Origin of the sequence: Burkholderia sp. Bp9090 (assembly GCF_003857985.1) — a bacterium.
Classification (GTDB): domain Bacteria; phylum Pseudomonadota; class Gammaproteobacteria; order Burkholderiales; family Burkholderiaceae; genus Burkholderia.
Window position 1 is genome coordinate 54,039 of the sequence record NZ_QTPV01000033.1, and the last position, 23,865, is coordinate 77,903.

Annotated in this window: 22 protein-coding genes; 17 read left to right on the forward strand and 5 right to left on the reverse strand. The window is 68.6% G+C overall.

Annotated features, from left to right (window positions below; all coding sequences use genetic code 11):
- Window positions 1-52 precede the first annotated feature (52 nt).
- The 6 genes from tgt to DIE16_RS25585 all read left to right on the forward strand — a co-directional run bounded on the left by tgt (window position 53) and on the right by DIE16_RS25585 (window position 7,202).
- Window positions 53-1,252 carry a tRNA guanosine(34) transglycosylase Tgt gene (tgt, locus tag DIE16_RS25560; RefSeq protein WP_124529740.1) on the forward strand — a complete coding sequence of 400 codons (1,200 nt, stop codon included), beginning with the start codon at window positions 53-55 and terminating at the stop codon, window positions 1,250-1,252.
- 231 nt (window positions 1,253-1,483) lie between these two features.
- A complete protein-coding gene (gene yajC, locus DIE16_RS25565; RefSeq protein WP_006476868.1) occupies window positions 1,484-1,807 on the forward strand; it encodes a preprotein translocase subunit YajC in 324 nt (107 codons plus the stop codon).
- Between the two features lie 106 nt (window positions 1,808-1,913).
- A complete protein-coding gene (gene secD / locus DIE16_RS25570; RefSeq protein ID WP_124893652.1) occupies window positions 1,914-3,944 on the forward strand; it encodes a protein translocase subunit SecD in 2,031 nt (676 codons plus the stop codon).
- A gap of 18 nt (window positions 3,945-3,962) precedes the next feature.
- Window positions 3,963-4,913 (forward strand): protein translocase subunit SecF, encoded by a 951-nt coding sequence (gene secF / locus DIE16_RS25575; RefSeq protein WP_044844020.1) that lies wholly within the window; start codon window positions 3,963-3,965, stop codon window positions 4,911-4,913.
- Window positions 4,914-5,071: 158 nt separating this feature from the next.
- Entirely contained in the window at window positions 5,072-6,643 is a 1,572-nt protein-coding gene (locus tag DIE16_RS25580) for a S41 family peptidase (RefSeq protein ID WP_185735516.1), read from the forward strand.
- Window positions 6,644-6,713: 70 nt separating this feature from the next.
- Window positions 6,714-7,202 (forward strand): hypothetical protein, encoded by a 489-nt coding sequence (locus tag DIE16_RS25585; protein WP_124893653.1) that lies wholly within the window; start codon window positions 6,714-6,716, stop codon window positions 7,200-7,202.
- 20 nt (window positions 7,203-7,222) lie between these two features.
- Here DIE16_RS25585 and DIE16_RS25590 read toward each other — a convergent pair whose 3' ends face one another.
- The 4 genes from DIE16_RS25590 to DIE16_RS25610 form a co-directional block, all read right to left on the reverse strand.
- Entirely contained in the window at window positions 7,223-8,500 is a 1,278-nt protein-coding gene (locus DIE16_RS25590; protein WP_124487978.1) for an MFS transporter, read from the reverse strand.
- A gap of 176 nt (window positions 8,501-8,676) precedes the next feature.
- The gene (locus DIE16_RS25600; protein WP_044844018.1) at window positions 8,677-9,258 is read right to left on the reverse strand and encodes a YceI family protein; all 582 of its coding nucleotides are present in this window, start codon (window positions 9,256-9,258) and stop codon (window positions 8,677-8,679) included.
- Between the two features lie 66 nt (window positions 9,259-9,324).
- Window positions 9,325-9,885, reverse strand: a complete 561-nt coding sequence (locus DIE16_RS25605) for a YceI family protein (RefSeq protein ID WP_124893654.1) — start codon at window positions 9,883-9,885, stop codon at window positions 9,325-9,327.
- A gap of 8 nt (window positions 9,886-9,893) precedes the next feature.
- A complete protein-coding gene (locus DIE16_RS25610) occupies window positions 9,894-10,454 on the reverse strand; it encodes a cytochrome b (RefSeq protein WP_044844017.1) in 561 nt (186 codons plus the stop codon).
- A 258-nt stretch (window positions 10,455-10,712) separates the two neighbouring features.
- On the opposite strand from DIE16_RS25610, the gene DIE16_RS25615 reads away from it, so the two are divergent.
- From DIE16_RS25615 to DIE16_RS25655, 8 genes are all read left to right on the forward strand, one after another.
- Complete coding sequence (locus tag DIE16_RS25615; protein ID WP_124487980.1) at window positions 10,713-11,378, forward strand: paraquat-inducible protein A; 666 nt, start codon at window positions 10,713-10,715, stop codon at window positions 11,376-11,378.
- Entirely contained in the window at window positions 11,375-12,004 is a 630-nt protein-coding gene (locus tag DIE16_RS25620; protein ID WP_124487981.1) for a paraquat-inducible protein A, read from the forward strand. The genes DIE16_RS25615 and DIE16_RS25620 overlap by 4 nt, the downstream gene beginning before the upstream one ends.
- Complete coding sequence (locus DIE16_RS25625) at window positions 11,997-13,613, forward strand: intermembrane transport protein PqiB (protein WP_044844014.1); 1,617 nt, start codon at window positions 11,997-11,999, stop codon at window positions 13,611-13,613. Before DIE16_RS25620 ends, DIE16_RS25625 begins: the two co-directional genes overlap by 8 nt.
- Complete coding sequence (locus DIE16_RS25630) at window positions 13,613-14,350, forward strand: membrane integrity-associated transporter subunit PqiC (protein ID WP_044844013.1); 738 nt, start codon at window positions 13,613-13,615, stop codon at window positions 14,348-14,350. Before DIE16_RS25625 ends, DIE16_RS25630 begins: the two co-directional genes overlap by 1 nt.
- A 512-nt stretch (window positions 14,351-14,862) precedes the next feature.
- Window positions 14,863-16,986, forward strand: coding sequence for a site-specific recombinase (locus tag DIE16_RS25640; RefSeq protein WP_124893656.1), 2,124 nt, complete (start codon window positions 14,863-14,865; stop codon window positions 16,984-16,986).
- A gap of 166 nt (window positions 16,987-17,152) precedes the next feature.
- Entirely contained in the window at window positions 17,153-18,451 is a 1,299-nt protein-coding gene (locus DIE16_RS25645) for a class I SAM-dependent RNA methyltransferase (RefSeq protein WP_124893657.1), read from the forward strand.
- Window positions 18,452-18,730: 279 nt separating this feature from the next.
- Window positions 18,731-19,141: a VOC family protein gene (locus DIE16_RS25650; protein ID WP_044848270.1), complete on the forward strand. Its 411-nt coding sequence runs from the start codon at window positions 18,731-18,733 to the stop codon at window positions 19,139-19,141.
- Between the two features lie 73 nt (window positions 19,142-19,214).
- On the forward strand, window positions 19,215-19,901 hold the full coding sequence (locus tag DIE16_RS25655) for a YafY family protein (RefSeq protein WP_044848271.1): 687 nt from the start codon (window positions 19,215-19,217) through the stop codon (window positions 19,899-19,901).
- 155 nt (window positions 19,902-20,056) lie between these two features.
- Here the strand turns inward: DIE16_RS25655 and DIE16_RS25660 are convergent, their stop codons facing one another.
- Window positions 20,057-20,980 (reverse strand): carbon-nitrogen hydrolase family protein, encoded by a 924-nt coding sequence (locus DIE16_RS25660; RefSeq protein ID WP_124893658.1) that lies wholly within the window; start codon window positions 20,978-20,980, stop codon window positions 20,057-20,059.
- An 80-nt stretch (window positions 20,981-21,060) separates the two neighbouring features.
- On the opposite strand from DIE16_RS25660, the gene DIE16_RS25665 reads away from it, so the two are divergent.
- From DIE16_RS25665 to mnmA, 3 genes are all read left to right on the forward strand, one after another.
- The gene (locus DIE16_RS25665; protein ID WP_124520272.1) at window positions 21,061-21,981 is read left to right on the forward strand and encodes a LysR family transcriptional regulator; all 921 of its coding nucleotides are present in this window, start codon (window positions 21,061-21,063) and stop codon (window positions 21,979-21,981) included.
- A 109-nt stretch (window positions 21,982-22,090) separates the two neighbouring features.
- A complete protein-coding gene (locus DIE16_RS25670) occupies window positions 22,091-22,600 on the forward strand; it encodes an NUDIX hydrolase (RefSeq protein WP_124487985.1) in 510 nt (169 codons plus the stop codon).
- Window positions 22,597-23,766: a tRNA 2-thiouridine(34) synthase MnmA gene (mnmA, locus tag DIE16_RS25675; RefSeq protein ID WP_124529746.1), complete on the forward strand. Its 1,170-nt coding sequence runs from the start codon at window positions 22,597-22,599 to the stop codon at window positions 23,764-23,766. Before DIE16_RS25670 ends, mnmA begins: the two co-directional genes overlap by 4 nt.
- Window positions 23,767-23,865: the final 99 nt, after the last annotated feature.

Genomic DNA, 23,865 nt, shown 5'->3' on the forward strand with positions numbered 1-23,865 from the left:
GGCGTTTCCAACGTGCGCCGGACTGTTTTCCGGTGGCAAGGAGAATGACGCGATGACCGAAGGTTCATCCCACGATACGCACGCTCATCCGCACGCCCCCGTGCAGGACCGCCCCGCGAACGGGCTCGAATTCGAACTGCTGACGACCGACGGCCATGCGCGCCGCGGCCGCGTGAAGCTCAACCACGGCGTGGTCGAGACGCCGATCTTCATGCCGGTCGGCACGTACGGCACCGTGAAGGCGATCCAGCCGCGCGAGCTGCACGAGATCAAGGCCCAGATCATCCTCGGCAACACGTTCCACCTGTGGCTGCGCCCGGGCCTCGACACGATCGACGCGCACGGCGGCCTGCACGGCTTCATGGGCTGGAACAAGCCGATCCTGACGGACTCGGGCGGCTTCCAGGTGTTCTCGCTCGGCGACCTGCGCAAGATCACCGAGGACGGCGTGACGTTCGCATCGCCGATCAACGGCGACAAGCTGTTCCTGTCGCCGGAAGTGTCGATGCAGATCCAGAAGGTGCTGAACTCGGACATCGTGATGCAGTTCGACGAGTGCACGCCGTACGCGACCAACGGCGTGCCGACCACGCACAAGGAAGCGGCCGACTCGATGCGCATGTCGCTGCGCTGGGCGAAGCGCTCGCTCGACGAGTTCGACCGGCTCGGCAACCCGAACGCCCTCTTCGGGATCGTCCAGGGCGGGATGTTCGAGGACCTGCGCGACGAATCGCTCGCGGGCCTCGCGGAGCTCGGCTTCCACGGCCTCGCGATCGGCGGGCTGTCGGTCGGCGAGCCGAAGGAAGACATGATGCGCGTGCTGCGGCACGTCGGCCCGAAGCTGCCGGCGCACAAGCCGCACTACCTGATGGGCGTCGGGACGCCGGAGGACCTGGTCGAGGGCGTCGCGAACGGCATCGACATGTTCGACTGCGTGATGCCGACCCGCAACGCGCGCAACGGCTGGCTGTTCACGCGCTTCGGCGACGTGAAGATCCGCAACGCGACGCACAAGAACTCGCTGAAGCCGCTCGACGCGAGCTGCACGTGCTACACGTGCCAGAATTTCTCGCGCGGCTACCTGCATCACCTGCACCGCGTCGGCGAAATCCTCGGCGCGCAGCTCAACACGATCCACAACCTGCACTACTACCTGCAGCTGATGAGCGAGATCCGCGACGCGATCGAGACCCATACGTTCGACGCATTCCGCCAGCGCTTCGCGGAGGATCGCGCGAGAGGGGTCGACTGACGGGCCGGCGGCCCGCAGCGCGCCCGTCACATAGGACACGTACTAAATAATGCGTTCCGGGTGCCCGTCGCGACCGCCAAACATTACAATCGCCTTTCCAAACGAGTCGCAACGGCGTCGTTTCACGCTTAACAGCTTGATCCGAAAGCGCATTTGCCGAGCCGTTCGCGCATGGGGCCGGTGGTAGAATAACCGGCTTATTTTTCGATCTTCCCCTACGGAGAGACCAACGTGCCGTTCATTTCCAATGCCTTCGCGCAAGGCGCCGGTGGCGCCGAATCGAGCCTGATGAGCTTCCTGCCGCTCATCCTGATGTTCGCGGTGCTGTACTTCATCATGATCCGTCCGCAGATGAAGCGCCAGAAGGAACACCGCAACATGCTCGCGGCCATGGCGAAGGGCGACGAAGTCGTCACGAGCGGCGGCCTCGTCGGCAAGGTGACGAAGGTCACCGAAGGCTACATCGGCGTCGAGATCGCCGAAGGCACCGAAATCACCGTGCAGAAGGCTGCGGTCACGACCATTCTGCCGAAGGGCACGATCAAGTCGCTGTAAGGTTTTCACCGAGCGTCCGGCTCCCCGCGCCGTGCCCGCCTGACAGCGCGGGCCGCCGCGGCGCCGGACGCGACGCTTTCACGCCAACCACCCGTTCGGCCCCCTCATGAATCGTTATCCACTCTGGAAATATGTCGTGATGGTCGTGGCGCTCGCCATCGGCCTTCTGTACACATTGCCCAACTTCTTCGGTGAAGCGCCGGCGGTGCAGGTGTCGAGCGGCAAGGCCACGGTCAAGCTCGACTCGACCACGCTGACCCAGGTCGAATCCGCGCTCGCGTCCGCGCAGATCACGCCGGACGACGTCACCTTCGAGAACACGGCGTCCAACGCGAACATCCGCGTGCGCCTGAAGGACACCGATACGCAGCTGCGCGTCAAGGACCTGCTGCAGAAATCGCTGAACACCGACCCGAACGATCCGCAGTACGTCGTCGCACTGAACCTGCAGAGCGCGTCGCCGCGCTGGCTGACCGCGCTGCACGCCCTGCCGATGTATCTCGGCCTCGACCTGCGCGGCGGTGTGCATTTCCTGCTCCAGGTCGACATGACGGGCGCGCTCACCAAGAAGCTCGACTCCGACGCGTCCGACGCCCGTGCGCTGCTGCGTGACAAGAACATCCGCGACGGCGGCGTGAGCCGCGTCGACCAGTCCGTCGTCGTCAACTTCAGCGACGCGCAAACGGCCGAAGACGCCCGCCAGGTGCTCGCCGCGTCGGTCACCGAACTGCAATGGGCGACCCAGCCCGGCGGCGGCGGCACGCAAGTCGTCGGCACGTTCACGCCGGCCGTGCAGAAGGCCGTCGAGGACGCCGCGCTCAAGCAGAACCTGACCACGCTCCACAACCGCGTGAACGAACTCGGCGTGTCCGAGCCGATCCTGCAGCAGCAGGGCAACGACCGTATCGTCGTCGAACTGCCGGGCGTGCAGGACACCGCGAAGGCGAAGGACATCATCGGCCGCACCGCGACGCTCGAGGCGCGCCTCGCCGATCCGCTCAACACGCACCCGAACCCGAACGACCCCGTGCCGCCGGGCGAGGAGCTGTTCACGCAGGGCAACCAGGCGCCCGTGCTGCTGAAGAAGGAAGTGATCTTCACCGGCGACCGCATCATCGATGCGTCGGCCGGCTTCGACGAACACCAGCGTCCGTCGGTCAACATCCGCCTCGACTCGGCGGGCGGCCGCTCGGTGCGCGCGGTGTCGCGCGAGAACATCGGCAAGCCGATGGCGATGGTGCTGTTCGAGAAGGGCAAGGGCGAGGTGCTGACGGTCGCGACGATCCAGTCCGAACTCGGCGACCGCTTCCAGATCACGGGCCAGCCGACGCCGCAGGCGGCGGCCGACCTCGCGCTGCTGCTGCGCGCCGGTTCGCTCGCCGCACCGATGGACATCATCGAGGAACGCACGATCGGCCCGAGCCTCGGCGCGGACAACATCAAGATGGGCGTCCACTCGGTGATCTGGGGCTTCTGCGCGATCGCCGTGTTCATGATCGCGTACTACATGCTGTTCGGCGTGATCTCGGTGATCGGCCTGTCGGTGAACCTGCTGCTGCTCGTCGCGGTGCTGTCGCTGATGCAGGCGACGCTGACGCTGCCCGGTATCGCCGCTATCGCACTCGCGCTCGGCATGGCGATCGACTCGAACGTGCTGATCAACGAGCGCGTGCGTGAAGAACTGCGCGCCGGCCAGCCGCCGCAGCTCGCGATCCAGGCCGGTTACGCGCATGCGTGGGCGACGATTCTCGACTCGAACGTCACGACGCTGATCGCCGGCCTCGCGCTGCTCGCGTTCGGTTCGGGCCCGGTTCGCGCATTCGCGATCGTGCACTGCCTCGGCATCCTGACGTCGATGTTCTCCGCGGTGTTCTTCTCGCGCGGGATCGTCAACCTCTGGTACGGCGGCCGCAAGAAGCTGAAGTCGCTCGCGATCGGCCAGGTGTGGAAGCCGGAAGGCGCCACGGCCGGTGCCGCAGGCGCAGCGTTCGGCGCGGCCGACGAATCGACCGACACCGCGCGCGCCGCGAAGCTCGCCGCTCCCGCGAAGGGCGACGCACCGCGCGCCGGCAAGCCGCAGCTGCGCAACCGCGCGCAGCAAGGCGTGTCGCCGAAGAAACCGGGCTCGACCCAATAAGGCCCCGGAGACGAAGCCATGGAATTTTTCCGCATCCGTAAAGACATTCCGTTCATGCGGCACGCGCTGGTGTTCAACGTGATCTCGCTGGTCACGTTCCTCGCCGCCGTGTTCTTCCTGTTCCACCGCGGGCTGCACCTGTCCGTCGAATTCACCGGCGGCACGGTGATCGAGGTCCAGTATCAGCAGGCCGCGCAGCTCGAACCCGTGCGCGACACGCTCGGCAAGCTCGGCTATGCCGATGCGCAGGTGCAGAACTTCGGCACGTCGCGCAACGTGCTGATCCGCCTGCAGCTGAAGGAAGGCCTGACGTCCGCGCAGCAGAGCGACCAGGTGATGACCGCGCTGAAGGCGCAAAGCCCCGACGTGACGCTGCAGCGCGTCGAGTTCGTCGGCCCGCAGGTCGGCCGCGAGCTTGCGACCGACGGTCTCCTCGCGCTCGCGTGCGTGGTGATCGGCATCGTGATCTACCTGTCGATCCGCTTCGAATGGAAGTACGCGGTCGCCGGTATCATCGCGAACCTGCACGACGTCGTGATCATTCTCGGCTTCTTCGCGTTCTTCCAGTGGGAGTTCTCGCTGGCGGTGCTCGCGGCGATCCTCGCGGTGCTCGGCTACTCGGTCAACGAGTCGGTCGTCATCTTCGACCGGATCCGCGAAACGTTCCGCCGCGAACGCAAGATGAGCGTGCAGGAAGTGATCAACCACGCGATCACGACCACGATGTCGCGGACGATCATCACGCACACGTCGACGGAAATGATGGTGCTGTCGATGTTCTTCTTCGGCGGTCCGACGCTGCACTACTTCGCGCTCGCGCTGACGGTCGGCATCATGTTCGGCATCTACTCGTCGGTGTTCGTCGCGGGCTCGCTCGCGATGTGGCTCGGCATCAAGCGCGAAGACCTGATCAAGGAAAAGAAGACCGCGCACGACCCGGACGATCCGAACGCGGGCGCGCAGGTTTAAGCGCCGCATCGCTTCGGCTGATACAGGAAGGCCGGTCCCTCGTGGACCGGCCTTTTTTCATGGGCGAGCCGCCGCCCCTCCTCCGCCGCGGCTGCACGGACCGTCGGCTACAATCGCGTCACCGTCCCGCCCCGCCACCCGCCGAAGCCGCGGTCCTCATGATGCCAGCCACGCGTGTCGTTCATCGCATCGTCGCCTGGAGTACCGGCGCAGCCGCCGCGGCTGCGTTCGTTGCATGCGCATCGGCCGCGCGCGCGCAATCCGCGTCCGCGCCGCCTGCCGTCCCGCCTGCGGCCCCGTCCGCGGCCGCTCCGGCCGCTGCTGCCGCCGCGTCGCAACCGTCACCCTGCCCGCCCGACTGGGAACCGCAGCTCTGCGAACTGAAGGCCGCGGTCGACGTGCTGAAGAAGCAGCACCTGACCGACGTCGACATCGGCGCGCTGCTCGACGCCACCGTGCACGACGGGATCAAGACGCTGCCGCACGCGCGCTTCTTCAACGCGAAGGAGGAGCAGGAACGGCGCGACGACGAGCGCCGCGCGCGCGACGGCACGCCGGGCATCGGCATCGTGTTCGAGACACGGCCCGACGGGCTGCACATCCTCGACGTCATCCCCGACGCGCCCGCCGAACAGGCCGGCGTGCGGCCCGACGATCTCGTCGTCGCGATGAACGACCGGAGCGTCGTCGGCATCGACAGTAGCGAGGTCGTGAAATTCGCGAAGGGCGACGCGGGCGTGCCGCTGAAGCTCACGGTCCGGCGCGGTCCGAACCACGCGACGCTGACCTTCGCGCCGGTCCGCGCGATCGTCCGGCCACACCCGGCGACGACGAAGCGGCTCGCCGGCGACATCCTGTACACGCGGCTGTCGAGCTTTCCGGAGCCCGCGGTCGGCAGCTATATCGACGCGGTGCAGGCCGCGCGCCGCGCGGGGCCGCCGGTGAAAGGCGTGATCCTCGACCTGCGCATCAACGGCGGCGGCGCGCTGAATGCGGCGATCGGCATCACCGCGCTGTTCGCCGGGCGCGACCGTACCGCGATGATCACGCTCGAGCGCGACGGCACGAAGCACCGCCGCTTCACGACCAACTGGCCCGACTACGAACTGCCGGTCATGCGCGGCCAGGATCCGCTCGCGCCGCTGCAGGCCGACGACTGGTGGCGCACCGTGCCGCTCGTGGTGCTCGTCGACGGACAGAGCGCGTCGGCCGCCGAAGCGACGGCGGCGGCACTGAAGGATCTCGGCCGCGCGCGGCTGCTCGGGATGCCGACCTACGGAAAGGGACTCGCGCAGACCGGCGTCGACCTGATCGACGGCACGCGCCTCGCTTTCACGTTCGCGCGCAACCTGCGGCCGAACGGCTGCCCGATGGACGGCTACGGCGTCGTGCCGGACTGGCTCGTGCCGCCGCGCCGCGACTCGGACGTCGACGGCGTGCTGCTGTGGTACCGCGAAGTCGATCTCGCCCGCGCGCCGTATGCGGACCGGGTCGCGCCCGACCCGTTCGCGCAGGTTCGCAAGGCACGGCAGGCACTGCGCGAAGCCCGCGTGCGCGCGAAGATCGATACGGCGAAGAGCGCGGCGCTTCCGCAGCGCGAATTCGGCACGGCAAGTGACTGGCAGCTCCGGCAAGCGCTCGACGCGCTCGCCGGCCGCCCGGTGCAGACCGTCGCTGCACCGGCGCAACTGATGCCGGCGCAGCCGGTATGCGAGCGCGGCGAGCACTGACGTGCCGTCGGACCGACCGCATCGGCCGCGGTGGTAGATTGAACGCTCCGTCACCTCCGGACCGAAGCCGATGACACACGCCAGACCACGCCGCTCCATCCGCGCATTCCTCGAACATCCGCTCGCCGTGGGAATCGCCTGTGCACTGATCGGCAGCGCCAGCACCTGGATCGTCAACCACGAGATGGCGCGCGCCGACGAGCAGCGCAAGGCCTTCGATGAAGCGTGGGGTCGAGCCGAGCTTTTCGCCGAGAAGCAGGCACGGTACGACGATGTCGCGGCACTCGACGCGCTGGCGGCAGAGATGCCGCAAAACCCGGTGTCGGCGCTCCTCCGGAAGCACTATCGCGCGCTCGGTGCCGATGCGCAACATGCTCGAGACGATGCACGCGATGCACTGGCCACTCGGCGCCTGCTGCTCTCGAAACCACAGTACGACGCCACTCACCGCTTCATCGAAACGGTATCCGCGACGAACCCGGCCGGCCGGCAGAACATCCCGGCCGATCTCGAAACGCTGCGCGCGACGGCAAAGACGCTGCGCGATACCGACGGCTGATCGACGGCCGCCCTTCCCGATCACCGGAACCCGAACCGCCGCCGCAACACCACCAGCGCCGCGAGGCTCAGCACGGCCGCGAACATCAGGTAGAAGCTCGGCGCGGTCTTCATCCCGGTCGCGCGGATCAGCCATGCGATGATGAACGGCCCGAAGCCGCCGAAGATCGTCACCGCGACGTTATAGGCGAGCGACATCCCGGTCGTGCGCGTCTGCACCGGAAACACTTCGGACAGCAGCCCCGGCAGCGCCGCGAAATAGCCGGTCATCAGGAACGCGAGCAGTACCTGCAGCGCGATCAGCGTGCCGAAGCCCGGATGCGCGACGAGATACGCGAACGCCGGATAGATCAGCACGAGAATGCCGACGGCCGGCGCGAGCATCACGCGCACGCGGCCGTAACGATCCGACCAGTGGCCGACGAGCGGCGCGAACGCCATCTGGATCACACCGACGACGAGGATCGCCGCGAACGCGGCCGACGGCGCGAGGCCGAGCTGCTTCACGCCGTAGGTCGGCATGAACAGCACGAGATAGGTCGCGACGGTGCCGAGCACCACCACGCCCATCGCGGCGACGAGCCGCGCCTTGTGCGACGCGAACGTGTCGCGCAGCGGGCTCGCGGTGCTTTCCGCCGCGAGGAATTCGGGCGTCTCGTCGACCTTCGAGCGGATGTAGTACGCGACGGGCCCGAGCAGCAGTCCGAAAAAGAACGGGATGCGCCAGCCCCACGCGGCCATCTGCTCGGCCGTGAGCTGCGCGTTCAGCACGGTGCCGAAACCCGCCGCGAGCAGCGTCGTGAGCCCCTGGCTCGCGACCTGCCAGCTCGCGAAGAAACCGCGCCGCCCGGGCACATGCTCGGCCAGGAACGCGGTCGCGCTGCCGAATTCGCCGCCGGCCGAAAAGCCCTGCATCAATCGCGCGGCGACGAGGATCAGCGGCGCCGCGACGCCGATCGTCCGGTAGGTCGGCAGTACCGCGATGACCAGCGTGCCGGCCATCATCAGCAGGATCGACAGCGTGAGCGCGGCCTTGCGGCCCGCGCGGTCGGCGTACGCGCCGAGCACGATCGCGCCGAGCGGGCGCATGAAGAACGACACGCCGAACGTGCCGAGCGTGAGCAGCAGCGACACGGTGTCGTTGCCGGCCGGAAAGAACAGCTTCGAGATCGTCACCGCGAAGAAGCCGTAGACGACGAGGTCGAACCATTCGAGCGCGTTGCCGATCGACGCGGCGACCACCGCGCGCCATACGCGCGACGACGAAGCAATGGAGCTGGACTGCGTGACGGCGTGCATCGGCGATCTCCTTGTCGTTGTACGTTCTGTCCGACGCGTCCGTTCTCGCGCCGCGAGCTGTGCGCACGATTATAGGCGCGCAAAAAAAACCGCCGCGCCCCCGAACAATGGGAGCGCGGCGGCTGGCACGCGACGGGCCGGCGAGCGTGACGCGGCGGCCGGCCCGGCCGGGCGCGTTACTGCTGCTTGACGGCTTCGGCCGTGATCAGCAGCTTCGTCTTCATCTTGAAGCCGTACTGCTTGCCGTAGTCGAGGCCGAAATCGTCGCGGCTGAATTCGCCGACCGCGTCGACGCCGCACACTTCACGCTTGAGCATCGGATGCGGCATGCACTTGAACGAATCGATCTTCAGCGTGAGCGGCTTCGTGACGCCGTGCAGCGTCAGGTTGCCGACCACCGACACCGGCTTGTCGCCGTCGAACTTGATGGTGCCCTTGTAGTTCGCCTGCGGGAACTTGGAGACGTCGAAGAACTCGGCCGTCTGCAGGTGCTCGTCGAGCTTCGCGCTGCCCGTCTGGATCGACGCGACGTCGGTCGTCACGTCGACCGTGCCGGTCTTCGCCGCGCGGTCGAGCGTCACGCTGCCGCTCGACTTGTCGAACTTGCCGCGCCAGACCGACAGGCCGCCGAAGTGGTCGGCCTCGAAGCTCGGGTACGTGTGGCTCGGGTCGAACTGGTACGTCGCGCTGTCGGCGAATGCCGAGAACGACAGCGAGGCGGCCAGCGCGCCCGCGGCGATGATCAGATGCTTTTTCAAATGCTTTCTCCTTGGAACAGCGCCGCGCCCTCGCGCGGCATTCGGGGTGATGCGACAGCCCGCCGCTTACTTCGTGGCGACGAGATGGAACTTGATCTGCACTTCGTCGGCGACGATCGACGTGTCCTTCCACTCGCCGGTGCCGACGTTGAACGCCGAACGCTTGATCGGCAGCACGCCGTCGAAGGTCTGCGTCGCGCCGTTCTGCGTGACCGTGACGGGCACGGTGACGGTCTCGGACTTGCCCTTGATCGTCAGCTTGCCGGTCACGTTGTACTTGTTGCCGCCGGCCGGCGCGATCGCCGACGACGCGAAGGTCGCCTGCGGATACGCCTTCGCGTCGAACCAGTCCTTGCCCGTGACCTGCTCGTTGTACATCTTGTCGCCGAGGTCGAAGCTCGCGATGTCGATCGACATTTGCGCGCTGCCCTGCGCCGCCTTCGCGGGGTCGAACTTCACCTGCGCGGAGAACTTCTTGAACGCGCCTTCGGTCGGCACGTTCATCTGCTTCGACACGGCGGACACCTTGCTCTTCGAGAGATCGACGTCGGCATGCGCCGCGGCCGACGCGACAAGTGACGCCGCGGCGAACGCGGTCAGCATGGAGCGGGAGAAAGACACTTTCATGGGATCCTTCATTTGGCGGAGGGAAGCATCCGCGACAGCAGGCCGTCGCGGTCCAACAACTGGTGCTTGAGCGCCGCGAGCACGTGCATGGCGACGAGCGCAAGCAGAATGTAATTCAAGGACACGTGCAGCGTCTTGAAGGTTTCCTTCAGCACCGGATCGGGATCGATCAGGCGCGGCAGCGGCACGATGCCGAGGTAGACGACCGGGATGTTCGACGCCGAGCTGTACAGGTAGCCCGTGACCGGGATCACGATCATCAGCACGTACAGCAGCATGTGCACGCCGTGCGACACCGCGCGCTGCCACGCCGGCGTGTCGCCCGGCAGCGGCGGCGGCACGTGGGTCGCGCGCCACAGCACGCGCACGACGGCCAGTGCGAACACCGTCACGCCGATCCACTTGTGCCACGAGAAGTACTTCAGCTTCGTCGGCGTGAAGCCGGGGATGTCGGTCATGACCCAGCCGAGTGCGAAGCCGCAGACGATCAGCAGCGCGATCAGCCAGTGCAGCGCGATCGCGGTGTGCGCGTAGCGTGCCGGCCCGGCCGGCGGCGATTTCGATGCCATCTTGGATTCCTCAGTTGAGCGAACGGCTGCGCCGGCCCATTCGTCCGACGCTTGTCAAGGCCGCCATGCTACCGCAACCTTTTGCCACGCGCGGACTCTGAGGACACGCGCGCCAGCCGGCTGCCAGGTTTACGCCATGTTACCGACCGGTCACGCGGCAACCGGGCGTTGACACGTCGAAAAAGCCGTTTTGGTAAGATTGGCGCGGGTTCCGGCCCCGTCGACGCGTCTCCCGCCCGTCGAACAACCGCTTTTCCCATGCAACGACACGACCTGATTGCCTGCCACGAATGCGACGCACTGTTGCATAAACCGCACCTCGCGCGCCGCGAAATCGCACGCTGCCCGCGCTGCGACGCGCTGCTCTATCGCGACAGCACCACGCAGATCGAGCGAATCAGCGCGCTGGCGGTCGCGGCGCTCGTCACGTTCATCATCGCGCAGGGGTTCCCGATCCTCGAAATGGACCTGAACGGCACCCGCGTGCAGACCACGCTGATCGGCGCGATCGACGCGCTGTGGCATCAGGACATGGAGATCGTCGGCGTGATGGTGTTCTGTTCGACCGTGCTGTTCCCGCTCGTCGAGATGGCCGCGCTGCTTTACGTGCTGCTGCCAATCCGGCGTGGCGTCGTGCCGCCGGGCCTGAACTTCGTGCTGCGCATGATCCAGTTCGTGCGGCCGTGGGGGATGATCGAGGTGTTCATGCTCGGGATCCTCGTGACGATCGTGAAGATGGTGAGCCTCGCGCGCGTCGTGCCCGACGCGGCGCTGTTCGCGTTCGCCGCACTCACGCTGATGACCGCCGTCGTGCTGATGTTCGATCCGCGCACGCTGTGGGACATGGCCGACGACCTGCGCGCCGGGCGCTCGCCCGTGCGGCCCGACAACGCCCCGCCGCGACCGGAAGCCCCCCGCCGATGACGACGCCGACCGCCGCCCGCGAGGGCTATGCCAGCTGCCACGCATGCGGGCTCGTGCAGACGATCGACCATCCGCACGCGCATTGCGCCCGCTGCGGCAGCGCGCTGCACATCCGCAAGCCGAACAGCATCATGCGTACGTGGGCGCTGCTGATCGCGGCCGCGATCCTCTATATCCCGGCGAACCTGCTGCCGATCCTGCACACGTCGTCGATCGTCGGCTCGCAGGAAGACACGATCATGAGCGGCGTCATCTATTTCTGGACGTCCGGCGACTGGCCGCTCGCGGTCGTCGTGTTCGTCGCCAGCATCCTCGTGCCGATGCTCAAGCTCGGCGTGCTGACGATCCTCGTCACCAGCGCGCAGCGGCGCGCCACGTGGCGGCCGCTGCAGCGCACGCGCCTGTTCCGGATCGTCGAGCGGATCGGCCGCTGGTCGATGCTCGACATCTTCGTCGTGACGCTCACCGTCGCGCTCGTCCATTTCCGTTCGCTCGCCGTCATCACGGCCGGCCCCGGCGCGCTCGCGTTCGGCTCGGTCGTGATCCTGACGATGCTCGCGTCGATGCAGTTCGATCCCCGCCTGATCTGGGATCCAGTCGAAACCTCAGGGAAACACCATGAATAGTCCGCAAGGCCCGCAGCACGATGCGTCCCGGCCGCCCGATCCCGCGATCTCGACGAAAAGCGGCTGGCTGCCGTCGCTCGTCTGGCTCGTGCCGCTGATCGCCGCGCTGATCGGCATCGGCCTCGTGATCAAGTCCGTGCGCGAGCGCGGCCCGGAAATCTCGATCAGCTTCCACAGCGCGGAAGGGCTCGAGCCGGGCAAGACGCAGGTCAGGTACAAGGACGTCGAGATCGGCACGGTCAAGACGATCAAGCTGTCGAAAGACCTGTCGCGCGTGCTGGTGCAGGTGCAGCTGAAGAAGGAAGCCGAGGACTTCGCGATCAAGGGCTCGCGCTTCTGGATCGTGCGTCCGCGCATCGGCGCGACCGGCGTGTCGGGGCTCGGCACGCTGCTGTCGGGCGCGTACATCGGCGTCGATGCCGGCCACGGGCAGGACACGCAGACCGACTTCACCGGCCTCGAGACGCCGCCGCCCGTGACCGGCGACCAGAAGGGCACGCAGTACGTGCTGCGCGGCGATTCGCTCGGCTCGGTCGACATCGGCTCGCCCGTCTACTACCGCCGCGTGCAGGTCGGCCAGGTGGTCGGCTTCTCGCTCGACAAGGACGGCACCGGCGTCACGTTCAACGTGTTCGTCAATGCGCCGTACAACCAGTACGTCGGCGTGAACTCGCGCTGGTGGCAGGCGAGCGGCGTCGACCTGCGGCTCGATTCGAGCGGCCTGAAGCTGAATACGCAGTCGCTCGCGACGGTGATCCTCGGCGGCATCGCGTTCCAGACGCCGCCGAACCAGGACAGCGGCGCGACGGCGCCGAACAACACGACCTTCCGCCTCGGCTCCGACGAGGCCGACGCGATGCGCGATCCGGACGGCCAGCCGCTGCAGGTCGTGATGAACTTCAACCAGTCGCTGCGCGGGCTCGCGGTCGGCGCGCCGGTCGACTTCCGCGGCATCGTGCTCGGCGAAGTCACGAACATCGGCATCGACTTCGATCCGAAGACCAAGAACTTCCTGATGCCGGTGACGATGAACGTATATCCGGAGCGGCTCGGACCGCGCTTCCGCGAAACGATCGAGAGCAAGGGCGAACCGGCCCGCCGCGAGATCGTCGAGCGCCTGGTCCAGCACGGCCTGCGCGGCCAGCTGCGCACGGGCAACCTGCTGACGAGCCAGCTGTACGTCGCGCTCGACTTCTTCCCGAAGGCGCCGGCCGTGAAGATCGACACAGCGCGCCAGCCGCTCGAGCTGCCGACCGTGCCGAACACGCTCGACGAACTGCAGCTGCAGGTCGCCGACATCGCGAAGAAGCTCGACAAGGTGCCGTTCGACCAGATCGGCGCGAACCTGAACAGCGCGCTGTCGAATGCCGACAAGCTGTTCAAGCAGCTCGACACGCAGGTCGCGCCGGAAGCGCGCGACACGCTGTCGGCCGCGCGGCAGACCTTCTCGACCGCCGAGGTGACGCTGCAGCAGGATTCGCCGCTGCAGTCCGACGTGCGCGGTGCGCTGAAGGAACTCACGCGCACGCTGCAATCGCTGAACGCGCTCGCCGACTATCTGGAGCGCCATCCCGAATCGCTGCTCAAGGGCAAATCAGGAGATCGATAATGACGACGACACGCGTGAACGTCCTCGCGAGCGGCGCGGCGGCAGTGTTCGCCGCACTCGCGCTCGCCGCGTGCAGCTCGCCGCCCGCGCGGTTCTATACGCTGAGCCCGGCCGACGCCGCGGCGCCCGTGCGCACCGCGCCCGCCAACCCGCCGTTCCTGATCGAGGTGCCGTCCGTCGGCGTGCCCGAACAGGTCGCGAAGAACCAGCTCGTCGTGCAGAAGAACGCCGCGCAGGTCGACGTGCTCGAGCAGGAACGCTGGGCCGCGCCGCCCGCCGACGAGATTCGCCGCGCGCTGTCCGACGACCTCGCCGCACAGCTCGGCACGATCGACGTCGCGAATTCCGCGTATCCGGCCGGCGTGCCCGTCTATCGGATCAGCGTGAACGTGCAGCGCTTCGAGTCGTGGCCCGGCAAGCGTGCGGCGATCGATGCGGTGTGGAGCGTGCGCGCGGTCGGCACGCAGGCACTGATGACCTGTCGCACGAGCGTCGCGGAACCGGTCGCCGACGGCTACGACGCGCTCGTCGCCGGTCACCGGCGCGCGCTCGACGTGATTGCATCGCAGGCCGCGTCCGGCGTGCGCGCGCTCGCCGCGCGGCGCGGCTCGACGGCTGCCTCGACCCCGTCGACGACCGCGTCCGGCAAGGCAGCGGCCGCCGCGCCCGTCATACCCTGCCCGGCCAATCCGACGCCCGGCGGCGACGCGAGCGCGAGCGTCAAGTCCGGCGCGTAAGCGCGGCGCGCGGCCGGCGTCCGGTGCCTGCGCGCCCGCGACCGGATTCGGCACGCGCCGCCCGATAGTCCTCGTCGGCATCGATCCGCGTGCGCGCGCCGCCGCGCACGCGAACCCGCCGCCCTCTTCGCCACGGCCGACGCAGCACGGCATCCATCGGCCGGACGGCCGCTTTGCAGTGTTTGTCAAAATCCGCCGGAACCGGCGCCATGCAATGCGGTCGGCTTGCGTTTTCGCGCCCGATTGACGATCCTACGCACTTTCCGGCGCGTGCCGCGTGCCGCCTGTCGCGCGCGCCAGCCGGCGGCGATCCGCCCGTTGTGTCCGGTCCGGCCGCCGCGTCTCCCGGGGCTCGCACGCGTGTTCGCGTGCACCGCATCGGGGCAGCCGCATCGCGGGTCGCGCGCATCGTCCGGCATCCCGACCAGCTTCACCGTTCTCGCCGGCGCCGCGCCGTGTGTTCCCGGCCGGCATCCCGAACCCGCCCGTCCAGGGCTATCGCTATTCCGTTTATGTTTCATTCCCTGACGACCCTGATCAAGAAGTGGCGCGCGTCGCGCAATGCGGGCCACCAGCTCGATGCGCTGCTCGCGCATGCCGACGCGGACGCGCCGTACGCCGAGCGCAGCGAATGGCTGATCGAGCTCGCGCACTGGCTGCGCCGCAACGGCGCGATGCAGGCCGCGCACGACACGCCGGCCGCACGCGATGCCGACGCACGCGCGTATCCGGCGCACGCGCGGCTGCGCTACCTGTTCCACGTGCTCGACCGCAACCCGGCATGGAAATCGCACGCGGCGCGCATCCTGCGCGGGATCCTGCGCGAATGCGACGGCATCTCGCTGCTGTGCGACGCCGGGATGCCCGTGCATTCCGGTTTCTTCGGCGCGCTGTTCGAGCGCATCGACTCGTCGCTGATCCCGCCGGCGCCGAACCGCCGCGAGCTGACGGCGCTGTTCACGCTGATGTTCCCGACGCCGGAAGACGCGCAATGGATCGACGCGCTGCCCGACGACCTGCTTGCCCGCCTCGCCGAGCTGATCTCGTTCGACGTCACCGACGAAGAACGCCACGAGCCCGGCTCGTTCTCGCGCGACCTGCTGGCCGCGCTGCACAACCTGACCTGCCAGATCAGCTCGACCGGCCTGTCGCAGACGGTGCGCAGCCGCCTGTCCGACGACGACGCGCGCAAGCCGCTCGAAACGCAGCCGTTCTACCGCCTCACGCGTGCGATGCTCGCGGTCGAGACCGCCCACGCGGCCGTCGAGGACGGCGGCGACCCGAGCAAGCTGCTGCACGAGGTGAATTACCTGCGCGTGCTGCTCGACGAATGCCGGATCGCGGTCGACGACGTGTTCGCGCACCTGTACCGCAACGGCGTGTCGGTCGACATCGTGTTCCAGGTCGAGCGGATGCGCATGCGCATCCTGCGCGCGGAACTGCTGCTCAACGCGTGGATGGCACGCGACGACCTGCGCGGGATGGCGCGCCTGACGGCCGAACTCGTCGACGCGAACCAGAACAGCCAGAGCGTGTCGCACCTCGTGCGCAGCAACTTCTCGCTGTTCGCGCGCAAGCTCGTCGAGACCAACGCGGACACCGGCGAGCACTACATTTCGCGCGGCCGCGCCGAGTACCTGAAGATGCTGCGGATGGCCGCGGGCGGCGGGCTCGTCACCGTCGTGACCGTGTGCGTGAAGTTCGCGATCACGGGCGCGCACCTGCAGTCGATGCTCGAAGGGCTGCTCGCGGGCGTCAACTACGCGGCGAGCTTCATGCTGATGCACTTCCTGCACTTCACGCTCGCGACCAAGCAGCCCGCGATGACCGCCCCGACGCTTGCGCGCGAGCTCGACGACACCGGTCACGAGGAAGGCGTGAAGGCGTTCGTCGCGTCGGTGATCGCGCTGATCCGCACACAGGCCGCGGCCATCTCCGGCAACGTGCTCGTCGTGCTGCCCGTCTGTCTGCTCGTGCAGCTGTTCGCGGGCAACCTGCTGCACGCGAACCTGATCTCGCCGGAAAAGGCGCATGCGACGCTGCATTCGTTCTCGCTGCTGGGCCCGACCCCGTTCTATGCGGCGCTCACGGGCGTGCTGCTGTGGGCGTCGAGCCTGCTCGCGGGCTGGGCCGACAACTGGTTCGTGCTGCACCGGGTCGGCGACGCGCTCACGTACAACCGCCGGCTGCGGCTCACGCTCGGCGCGCCGGGCGCCGCGAAACTCGCGCACTTCTGCCGCTCGAACGTCGCGGGCGTGGTCGCCAACGTCGGCCTCGGCCTGATGCTCGGCCTGATCCCCGCGATCGTCACCGTGTTCCTGTTCCCGTTCGAGGTGAGGCACGTGACGCTGTCGGCCGGCTCGATCGGAATCGCGCTCGGCGTGCTCGGCAAGGGCGCGCTGAGCACGCCCGAACTCTGGTGGGCCGGCGCCGGCGTGCTGAGCATGGCGATCCTCAACGTGCTCGTGAGCTTCGCGCTCGCGTTCACGATGGCCGTGCGCTCGCGCAGCCTGCGCCGCACCAAGGTGCGCGCGCTGGTCGGCGCGATCGTCCGCACGGTGCTCGCGAAGCCGTCCGCGCTGTTCTGGCCGGCCGGCGGAACGGCCGCGCGCGCTGGCCAGCCGGGCTCGCACTGAGCGTTCGACGGCGGCGCGCCTGCCCGGGCGGGCGCCGCCGCGCGGCCCGGCGGGCCGCCCGTCACGGCCGGCCGACCCGCGCCGGCGTCCCGAATCCGACGCAACGCCGGCCCCGGGCGCCCGCGCCGCGTACAATAGTGGACTTTTGCACGTCCTCACCCGCCTTATGTCCTCGCCCACCCTGTACGAATTCTTCGCTCCCTGCCCGCGCGGCCTCGAAGCGGCGCTTGCCGCCGAGCTGGCCGAAATCGCCGGCCGCCATCTGGACGGCGCGCCGTTCACCGCGGGCGCGCAGGTGCCGGGCGGCGTCCATTTCCGTGGCGGCTGGGCCGCCGGCATGGCCGCGAACCTCCATTCGCGAATCGCGAGCCGGATCCTGCTGAAGATCGCGCACCGCCCGTACCGCAACGAACAGGACGTCTACGCGCTCGCGCTCGAGCAGCCGTGGGAACGCTGGTTCGCGTCGACGCAGACGCTGCGCGTCGACATCACCGCGATCAAGTCGCCGCTGAAGAGCCTCGAGTTCGCGACGCTGCGCGTGAAGGACGCGATCTGCGACCGGATGCGCGACAAGACCGGTTCGCGCCCGAGCATCGACACCGGCGCGCCGGACGTGCGCGTGTTCGCGTTCCTGACGGCCGCCGAGTGCACGCTGTACCTCGATACGTCGGGCGAGCCGCTGTTCAAGCGCGGCTGGCGCCTCGACAAGGGCGCGGCGCCGCTGCGCGAGAACCTCGCGGCCGGCATCCTGCGCCTGACGGGCTGGACGCCCGGCACCGCGCTGTACGACCCGATGTGCGGCAGCGGCACGTTCCTCGCGGAAGCCGCGCAGATCGCGCTCGGCGTCGCGCCGGGCGTCGAGCGCCGGTTCGGCTTCGAGAAGCTCAAGCAGTACGACATCACCGCATGGCAGGGCCTGAAGGTCGCGGCGCTCGACGCGAAACGCGCGGCGCGCGGCAAGCGCGATTCGCTCGGCGTGTACGGCAGCGACATCTCGGGCGACATGCTCGAGAAGGCGCGCGCGAACCTCGAGCGCGCGGGCGTGCCGTCGGTGTGGCTCAAGCAGGTCGACGCGCGCGGCATGACGCCGCCGTGCGACGGCCCGGGCATCATCCTCGCGAACCCGCCGTACGGCGAGCGGATCGAGGTGCGCGGCCGCAGCGCGCGCGGCGAGGTGCGCGAGACGGGCCGCAACCGCGGCAACGACGACGCATTCCGCCGCACGCACACCGACGCCCCGGACAGCGAGTTCTTCAACGCGCTCGGCGATGCGCTCAAGCAGCGCTTCACCGGCTGGCAGGCGTTCCTGCTGACGTCGGACCGCTCGCTGCCGGGCCAGCTGCGCCTGCGCGAATCGGCGAAGACGCCGCTGTTCAACGGCGCGCTCGAATGCCGGCTGTTCCGCTTCGACCTGATCGCCGGCAGCGTGAAGGCACGCCCGGCCACGCCGGAAGGCGACGCCTGATACGCGAGGCGGCGGCTGCGGCCGCCTGCTGACACCCTGACGATGCCCGGCCAATCGGCCGGGCATTTTTCTTTCCGCCGCACCCAGGCGAGCGGCGCCACGCGCGCCGCCGAGGTTCCGCGCGGTCGTTGCGGGAGCGAAGCCGCCGTTTGTCAGCGTCATTTGTCAGCGTCGCCACGACTACTGACAGCACGCTGTCAGCAGCCCCCGGTCACACTGCAATCCCGGCGCAATGCAAGGCTGGTTTCCATCAAGAACCCGAACAACACGGAGCTCGTCATGACGTCCGCAACTGCAACCGACACCGCAACCCTGGAACGCGCGATCGCGTGGTTCGACATCCCGTCCCTCGATTTCGACCGGGCGATCCGTTTCTACGAAACCGTGCTGCAGACGACGCTGCAGCGCGAAGTCATCGGCGGCGTGCCGATGGCCATGTTCGATCACGAAGCGTCGAGCACGGGCGGCAGCATCGTGTTCGATCCGCAGCAGATGAAGCCGAGCGCGAACGGCGTGCTCGTCTACCTGAACGCCGGCGAGTCGGTCGTCGCGGCACTCGAACGCGCGAAGCGCGCGGGCGGCGTCGTGCAGGGTTCGGTCGTCGAGTTGCCGAACAACTACGGCTACATCGGCTACCTGATCGACACCGAAGGCAACCGCGTCGGCCTGCACGCGCCGAAATGCCACTGAGCGCGTCCACGCTCCGGCGGGCGCGGCGCTATCATCGCGAAGTCCCCGTAGCCGTTGGAGTCGAGGTGCAGCCATGACGCGCCGTGCCGACCGCCTGTTCCAGATCGCCGAGCTGCTGCGCGGGCGACGTCTCACGACCGCGCAGCAACTCGCCGACTGGCTGTCGGTGTCGCCGCGCACGGTCTATCGCGACGTGCGCGACCTGCAGCTGTCGGGTGTGCCGATCGAAGGCGAAGCCGGCATCGGCTACCGGCTGAACCGCAACGCCAGCCTGCCGCCGCTCACGTTCACGGCCGAGGAGCTCGCGGCGCTCGCGGCCGGCGCGCGCATGCTCGAGACCTGGGGCGGCGCGCGCTTCGCGGGCGGCGCGCGTTCGGCGCTCGCGAAGATCGCGTCGGCGATGCCGGCCGACAAGCGCACCGCGCTCGATCGCCTGCCGGTGTTCGCGCCGTCGTTCCACATCGACGAGACGTTCTGCGCGAAGGTCGACGCGATCCACCAGGCGGTCGACACGCATCACGTCGTCAGCTTCGACTACCGCGACCGGCTCGGCGCGCACACGAAACGCCGCGTGTGGCCGCTCGGGCTCGTCTACTGGGGCGGACGCTGGACGATCGGCGCATGGTGCGAGCTGCGCGACGACTTCCGCACCTTCGACATCGCGCGGATGGGTGATATCTCCGTGCACGAGCAGTTTCCGGACATGGAAGGCCGGCGGATCGCCGACTACATGCGGATCGCGGAAGCGCCGATGCGCTGAGGCGGGTAGAGCAGCTGCCCGCTGAATGCCGCGCCGCGGTTCGGCGGTTCGGCTACCTGGTTGTCCGGCGGTCTGTCTGGCTGTCCGGCCGCCCGACTGTCAGGCCACCCCGGCGCCATTCGCACGCCGGGGCGTCCGCGCCCCGGTCCCACCCGTCACTCGCCGAACACCACCGACCGCTTCGGCCGCTCGTCGACGTGCAGCGAAAACACGTCCGGGCGCGCATAGTGCCCGACCACATCGAAGTCGTAACGCGCGCGCACGAGTTCGTCGGTATCGATACGCGCGGTCACGAGCCCGGCCTCGCCGATCAGCGGCTCGGTCAGCAGGTCGCCGAGCGGCCCGACGATCACGCTGCCGCCGCGGATCAGCGGCCGCTCCGGATCCCAGCCCGGCACGTCGATGCCGAGCGCGCGCGGCGACGGCTGCACCTGGCAGGCGCTCACGACGAAGCAGCGTCCCTCGTGCGCGATGTGCCGCATCGAGCTTTGCCACAGGTCGCGCTCGTCGACGGTCGGCGCGCACCAGATCTGCAAGCCTTTCGCATACATCGCGCAGCGCAGCAGCGGCATGTGGTTCTCCCAGCAGATCACGGCGCCCGCGCGGCCCGCGGCCGTGTCGACCACCGGCAGCGTCGAGCCGTCGCCCTGCCCCCAGATCAGCCGTTCGGTGCCGGTCGGCATCAGCTTGCGGTGCTTCGCGACGAGCCCGTCGCGCGGATCGAAGAACAGCGCCGTGCAGTACAGCGTGCTGCCGCCGCGCTCGATCACACCGACCACGAGGCTCGCGCCCGTGCGCTGCGAGAGCGCGGCCAGTTCGTCGGTTTCGGGGCCCGGCACGTCGATCGCCTGCGCGGCGTAGCGCGCATACGCGTCGCGGCCCTCGGGCAGCCGGTAGCCGAGCCGCGTGCCGAAGATCTCGCCTTTCGGATAGCCGCCGAGCACGGCTTCGGGCAGCACGACGAGCGACGCGCCGCTGTCGCGGATCGCGGTTTCGTAGCCGAGGATCGTGTCGAGCGTGGCGCGCGTGCCGGCGGGCGATGCGCCGATCTGCAGCGCGGCGATGACTGAGGTGGACATGACGACGTCTCCGGTGAATGGGGTGACGCCATCTTTATCGATATCATTTCATCGATCAAATCGATACAACGATAACTGACATGAATACGGATGATATCGCCGGGCTCGACCTGAACCTGCTGAAGGTGTTCGAGGCGCTGTACGAGGAAGGCGGCGCGAGCCGCGCGGCGCTGCGGCTCGGCCTCACGCAGTCGGCCGTCAGCGCGGCGCTCGCGCGGCTGCGCGTGATCTACGCCGACCCGCTGTTCGTGCGCACCGGCCGCGGGCTCGCGCCGACGCCGCGCGCGGACGAGCTCAAGCCGATCCTGTCCGACGCGCTCGACCGCTGCCGCGCGAGCCTCGCGATCGCGGCCGACGGCGGCGAGCGGGTCGGCCGCACGATCTCGATCGGGCTGTCGGACGACTTCGAGATCGCGCTCGGCCGCGCGCTGATCGACGCGGTCGCGCGGGAAGCCGCGGGCATCCGGCTGATCTTCCGGCAGACCCACAGCGGCATCGCGGGCGACGCGCTGCTGCGGCACGGCGTCGATCTCGCGATCGCGTCGGGCGGGTTCTCGGCGAACGGGCTCAGCCGGCGCGCGGTCGCGACGGGCGGCTACGCATGCCTGATCGATCCGGCCGGCCGGGCGCGCGCGCCGCGCACGCTCGCGCTCGCTGATTTCCTGCGGCGCGATCACCTGCTCGTGTCGTCGGGCGGCGTGATCGGGATCGTCGACGAGGCGCTGGCCGCGCTCGGCCACAAGCGGCGCGTGGCGGCGTCGACCACGCATTTCGCGGCGCTGCCGTACCTGCTCGCCGGCTCCGACGCGGTGGCGACGATACCGGCGCACGCGGCCCGCGCGATCGCGCAGTCGACGTCGCTGCGCGCGCTCGCATGCCCGGTCGAGCTGCCGCGCTACCCGGTGGAAATCGGCTGGCGCACGAGCACGCAGCGCGACCCGGCGATCGTGCGCGTGCGGGACACGATCGCCGCCTGCGTCGCGACGATCGTCGCGCCATAAAAGGGCGCGATGCGGCGTGCACTGGCGAGGCGAGGGCGCAAGACCGGGGTCGGATTCGTCTAACGTAATGGCCGGCAGCGTCCGAGCGCAACCGGTAAAATGCCGATCCATGAAACCCGAAATCTGGACCCCGCATGTGACCGTCGCGGCGCTCGTCGAGCGCGCCGGTCGCTTTCTCGTGATCGAGGAAGAAACCTCGACGGGCCTGCGCATCAACCAGCCGGCCGGCCATCTCGAGGCCGGCGAGACGCTCGCCGACGCCGTGATCCGCGAGACGCTCGAGGAAACCGCGCATCCGTTCGTCCCCGATGCGCTCGTCGGCGTCTATCTCGCGCACTACGACCGCCCCGGCAGCGCCGGCGCGACCTACCTGCGCTTCACGTTCTGCGGCACGGCCGGCGAGCCGCTGCCGGGCCACGTGCTCGACGACGGCATCGTCCGCACGCTGTGGATGAGCGCCGACGAGCTGCGCGCGTGCAGCGAGCGTCACCGCTCGCCCGCGGTGATGCGCTGCGTCGACGACTATCTGGCCGGGCGGCGCATTCCGCTCGATTTCGTGCACACGCATTCGGTCGCGCCGCGCCCGGACGCATTCGACCGTCAGGCGGTAAACAAATGAGCAAGCGCCGTGTAGTAGTGGGCATGTCGGGCGGCGTCGATTCGTCGGTGACCGCGTGGCTGCTGAAGGAACAGGGATACGACGTGGTCGGCCTGTTCATGAAGAACTGGGAAGACGACGACGACGGCGAATACTGCTCGACGCGCCAGGACTGGATCGACGTGGTGTCGGTGGCCGACCTGATCGGCATCGACGTGGAAGCCGTGAACTTCGCGGCCGAATACAAGGACCGCGTGTTCGCCGAATTCCTGCGCGAATATTCGGCCGGCCGCACGCCGAACCCGGACGTGCTGTGCAACGCCGAGATCAAGTTCAAGGCGTTCCTCGACCACGCGATGTCGCTCGACGCGGAAATGATCGCGACCGGCCACTACGCGCGCGTGCGCGAGCGCGACGGCCGCTTCGAACTGCTGAAGGCATTCGATCATACGAAAGACCAGTCGTACTTCCTGCACCGGCTGAACCAGGCGCAACTGTCGAAGACGATGTTCCCGCTCGGCGAGATCCCGAAGACGAAGGTGCGCGAGATCGCCGCGCAGATCGGCCTGCCGAACGCGAAGAAGAAGGACTCGACCGGCATCTGCTTCATCGGCGAACGGCCGTTCCGCGACTTCCTGAACCGCTATCTTCCGACGAAACCCGGTCCGATGAAGACGCCGGACGGCAAGGTGGTCGGCGAGCACATCGGCCTCGCGTTCTACACGTTCGGCCAGCGCAAGGGCATCGGCCTCGGCGGCAGCAAGAGCGGCAGCGGCGAGCCGTGGTTCGTCGCGGCGAAGGACATCGCGTCGAACACGCTGTACGTCGTGCAGGGCCACGACCATCCGTGGCTGCTGTCGCGCGAGCTCGTTGCCGGCAACGTGAGCTGGGTCGCGGGCGAACCGCCGGCCGACGGCTTCGCGTGCGGCGCGAAGACGCGCTACCGGCAGGCCGATGCGGCATGCGCGTTCGGCGCCGCCGCACCCGGCCCGGCCGGCGAAGCCCGCTTCTCGCTCGCCTTCGACGACGCGCAATGGGCGGTCACGCCCGGCCAGTCGGCCGTGCTGTACGACGGCGAGATCTGCCTCGGCGGCGGCATCATCGAGTTCGCGGCCACCGGCCAGCCCGGCCAGACGGCGCCGGCACCGGCGGTAGCCCGCGCGGGGGCGCTCGCCGAAGCACGCTGACATCCATTCGGTTTAGACTTGCGGCACGCCGCGCCCGGCGGAACACGATTCCGCCGCGGCCGGTGCGCCGCCGCGCAGCGTACGCATGGCGGCATTTCA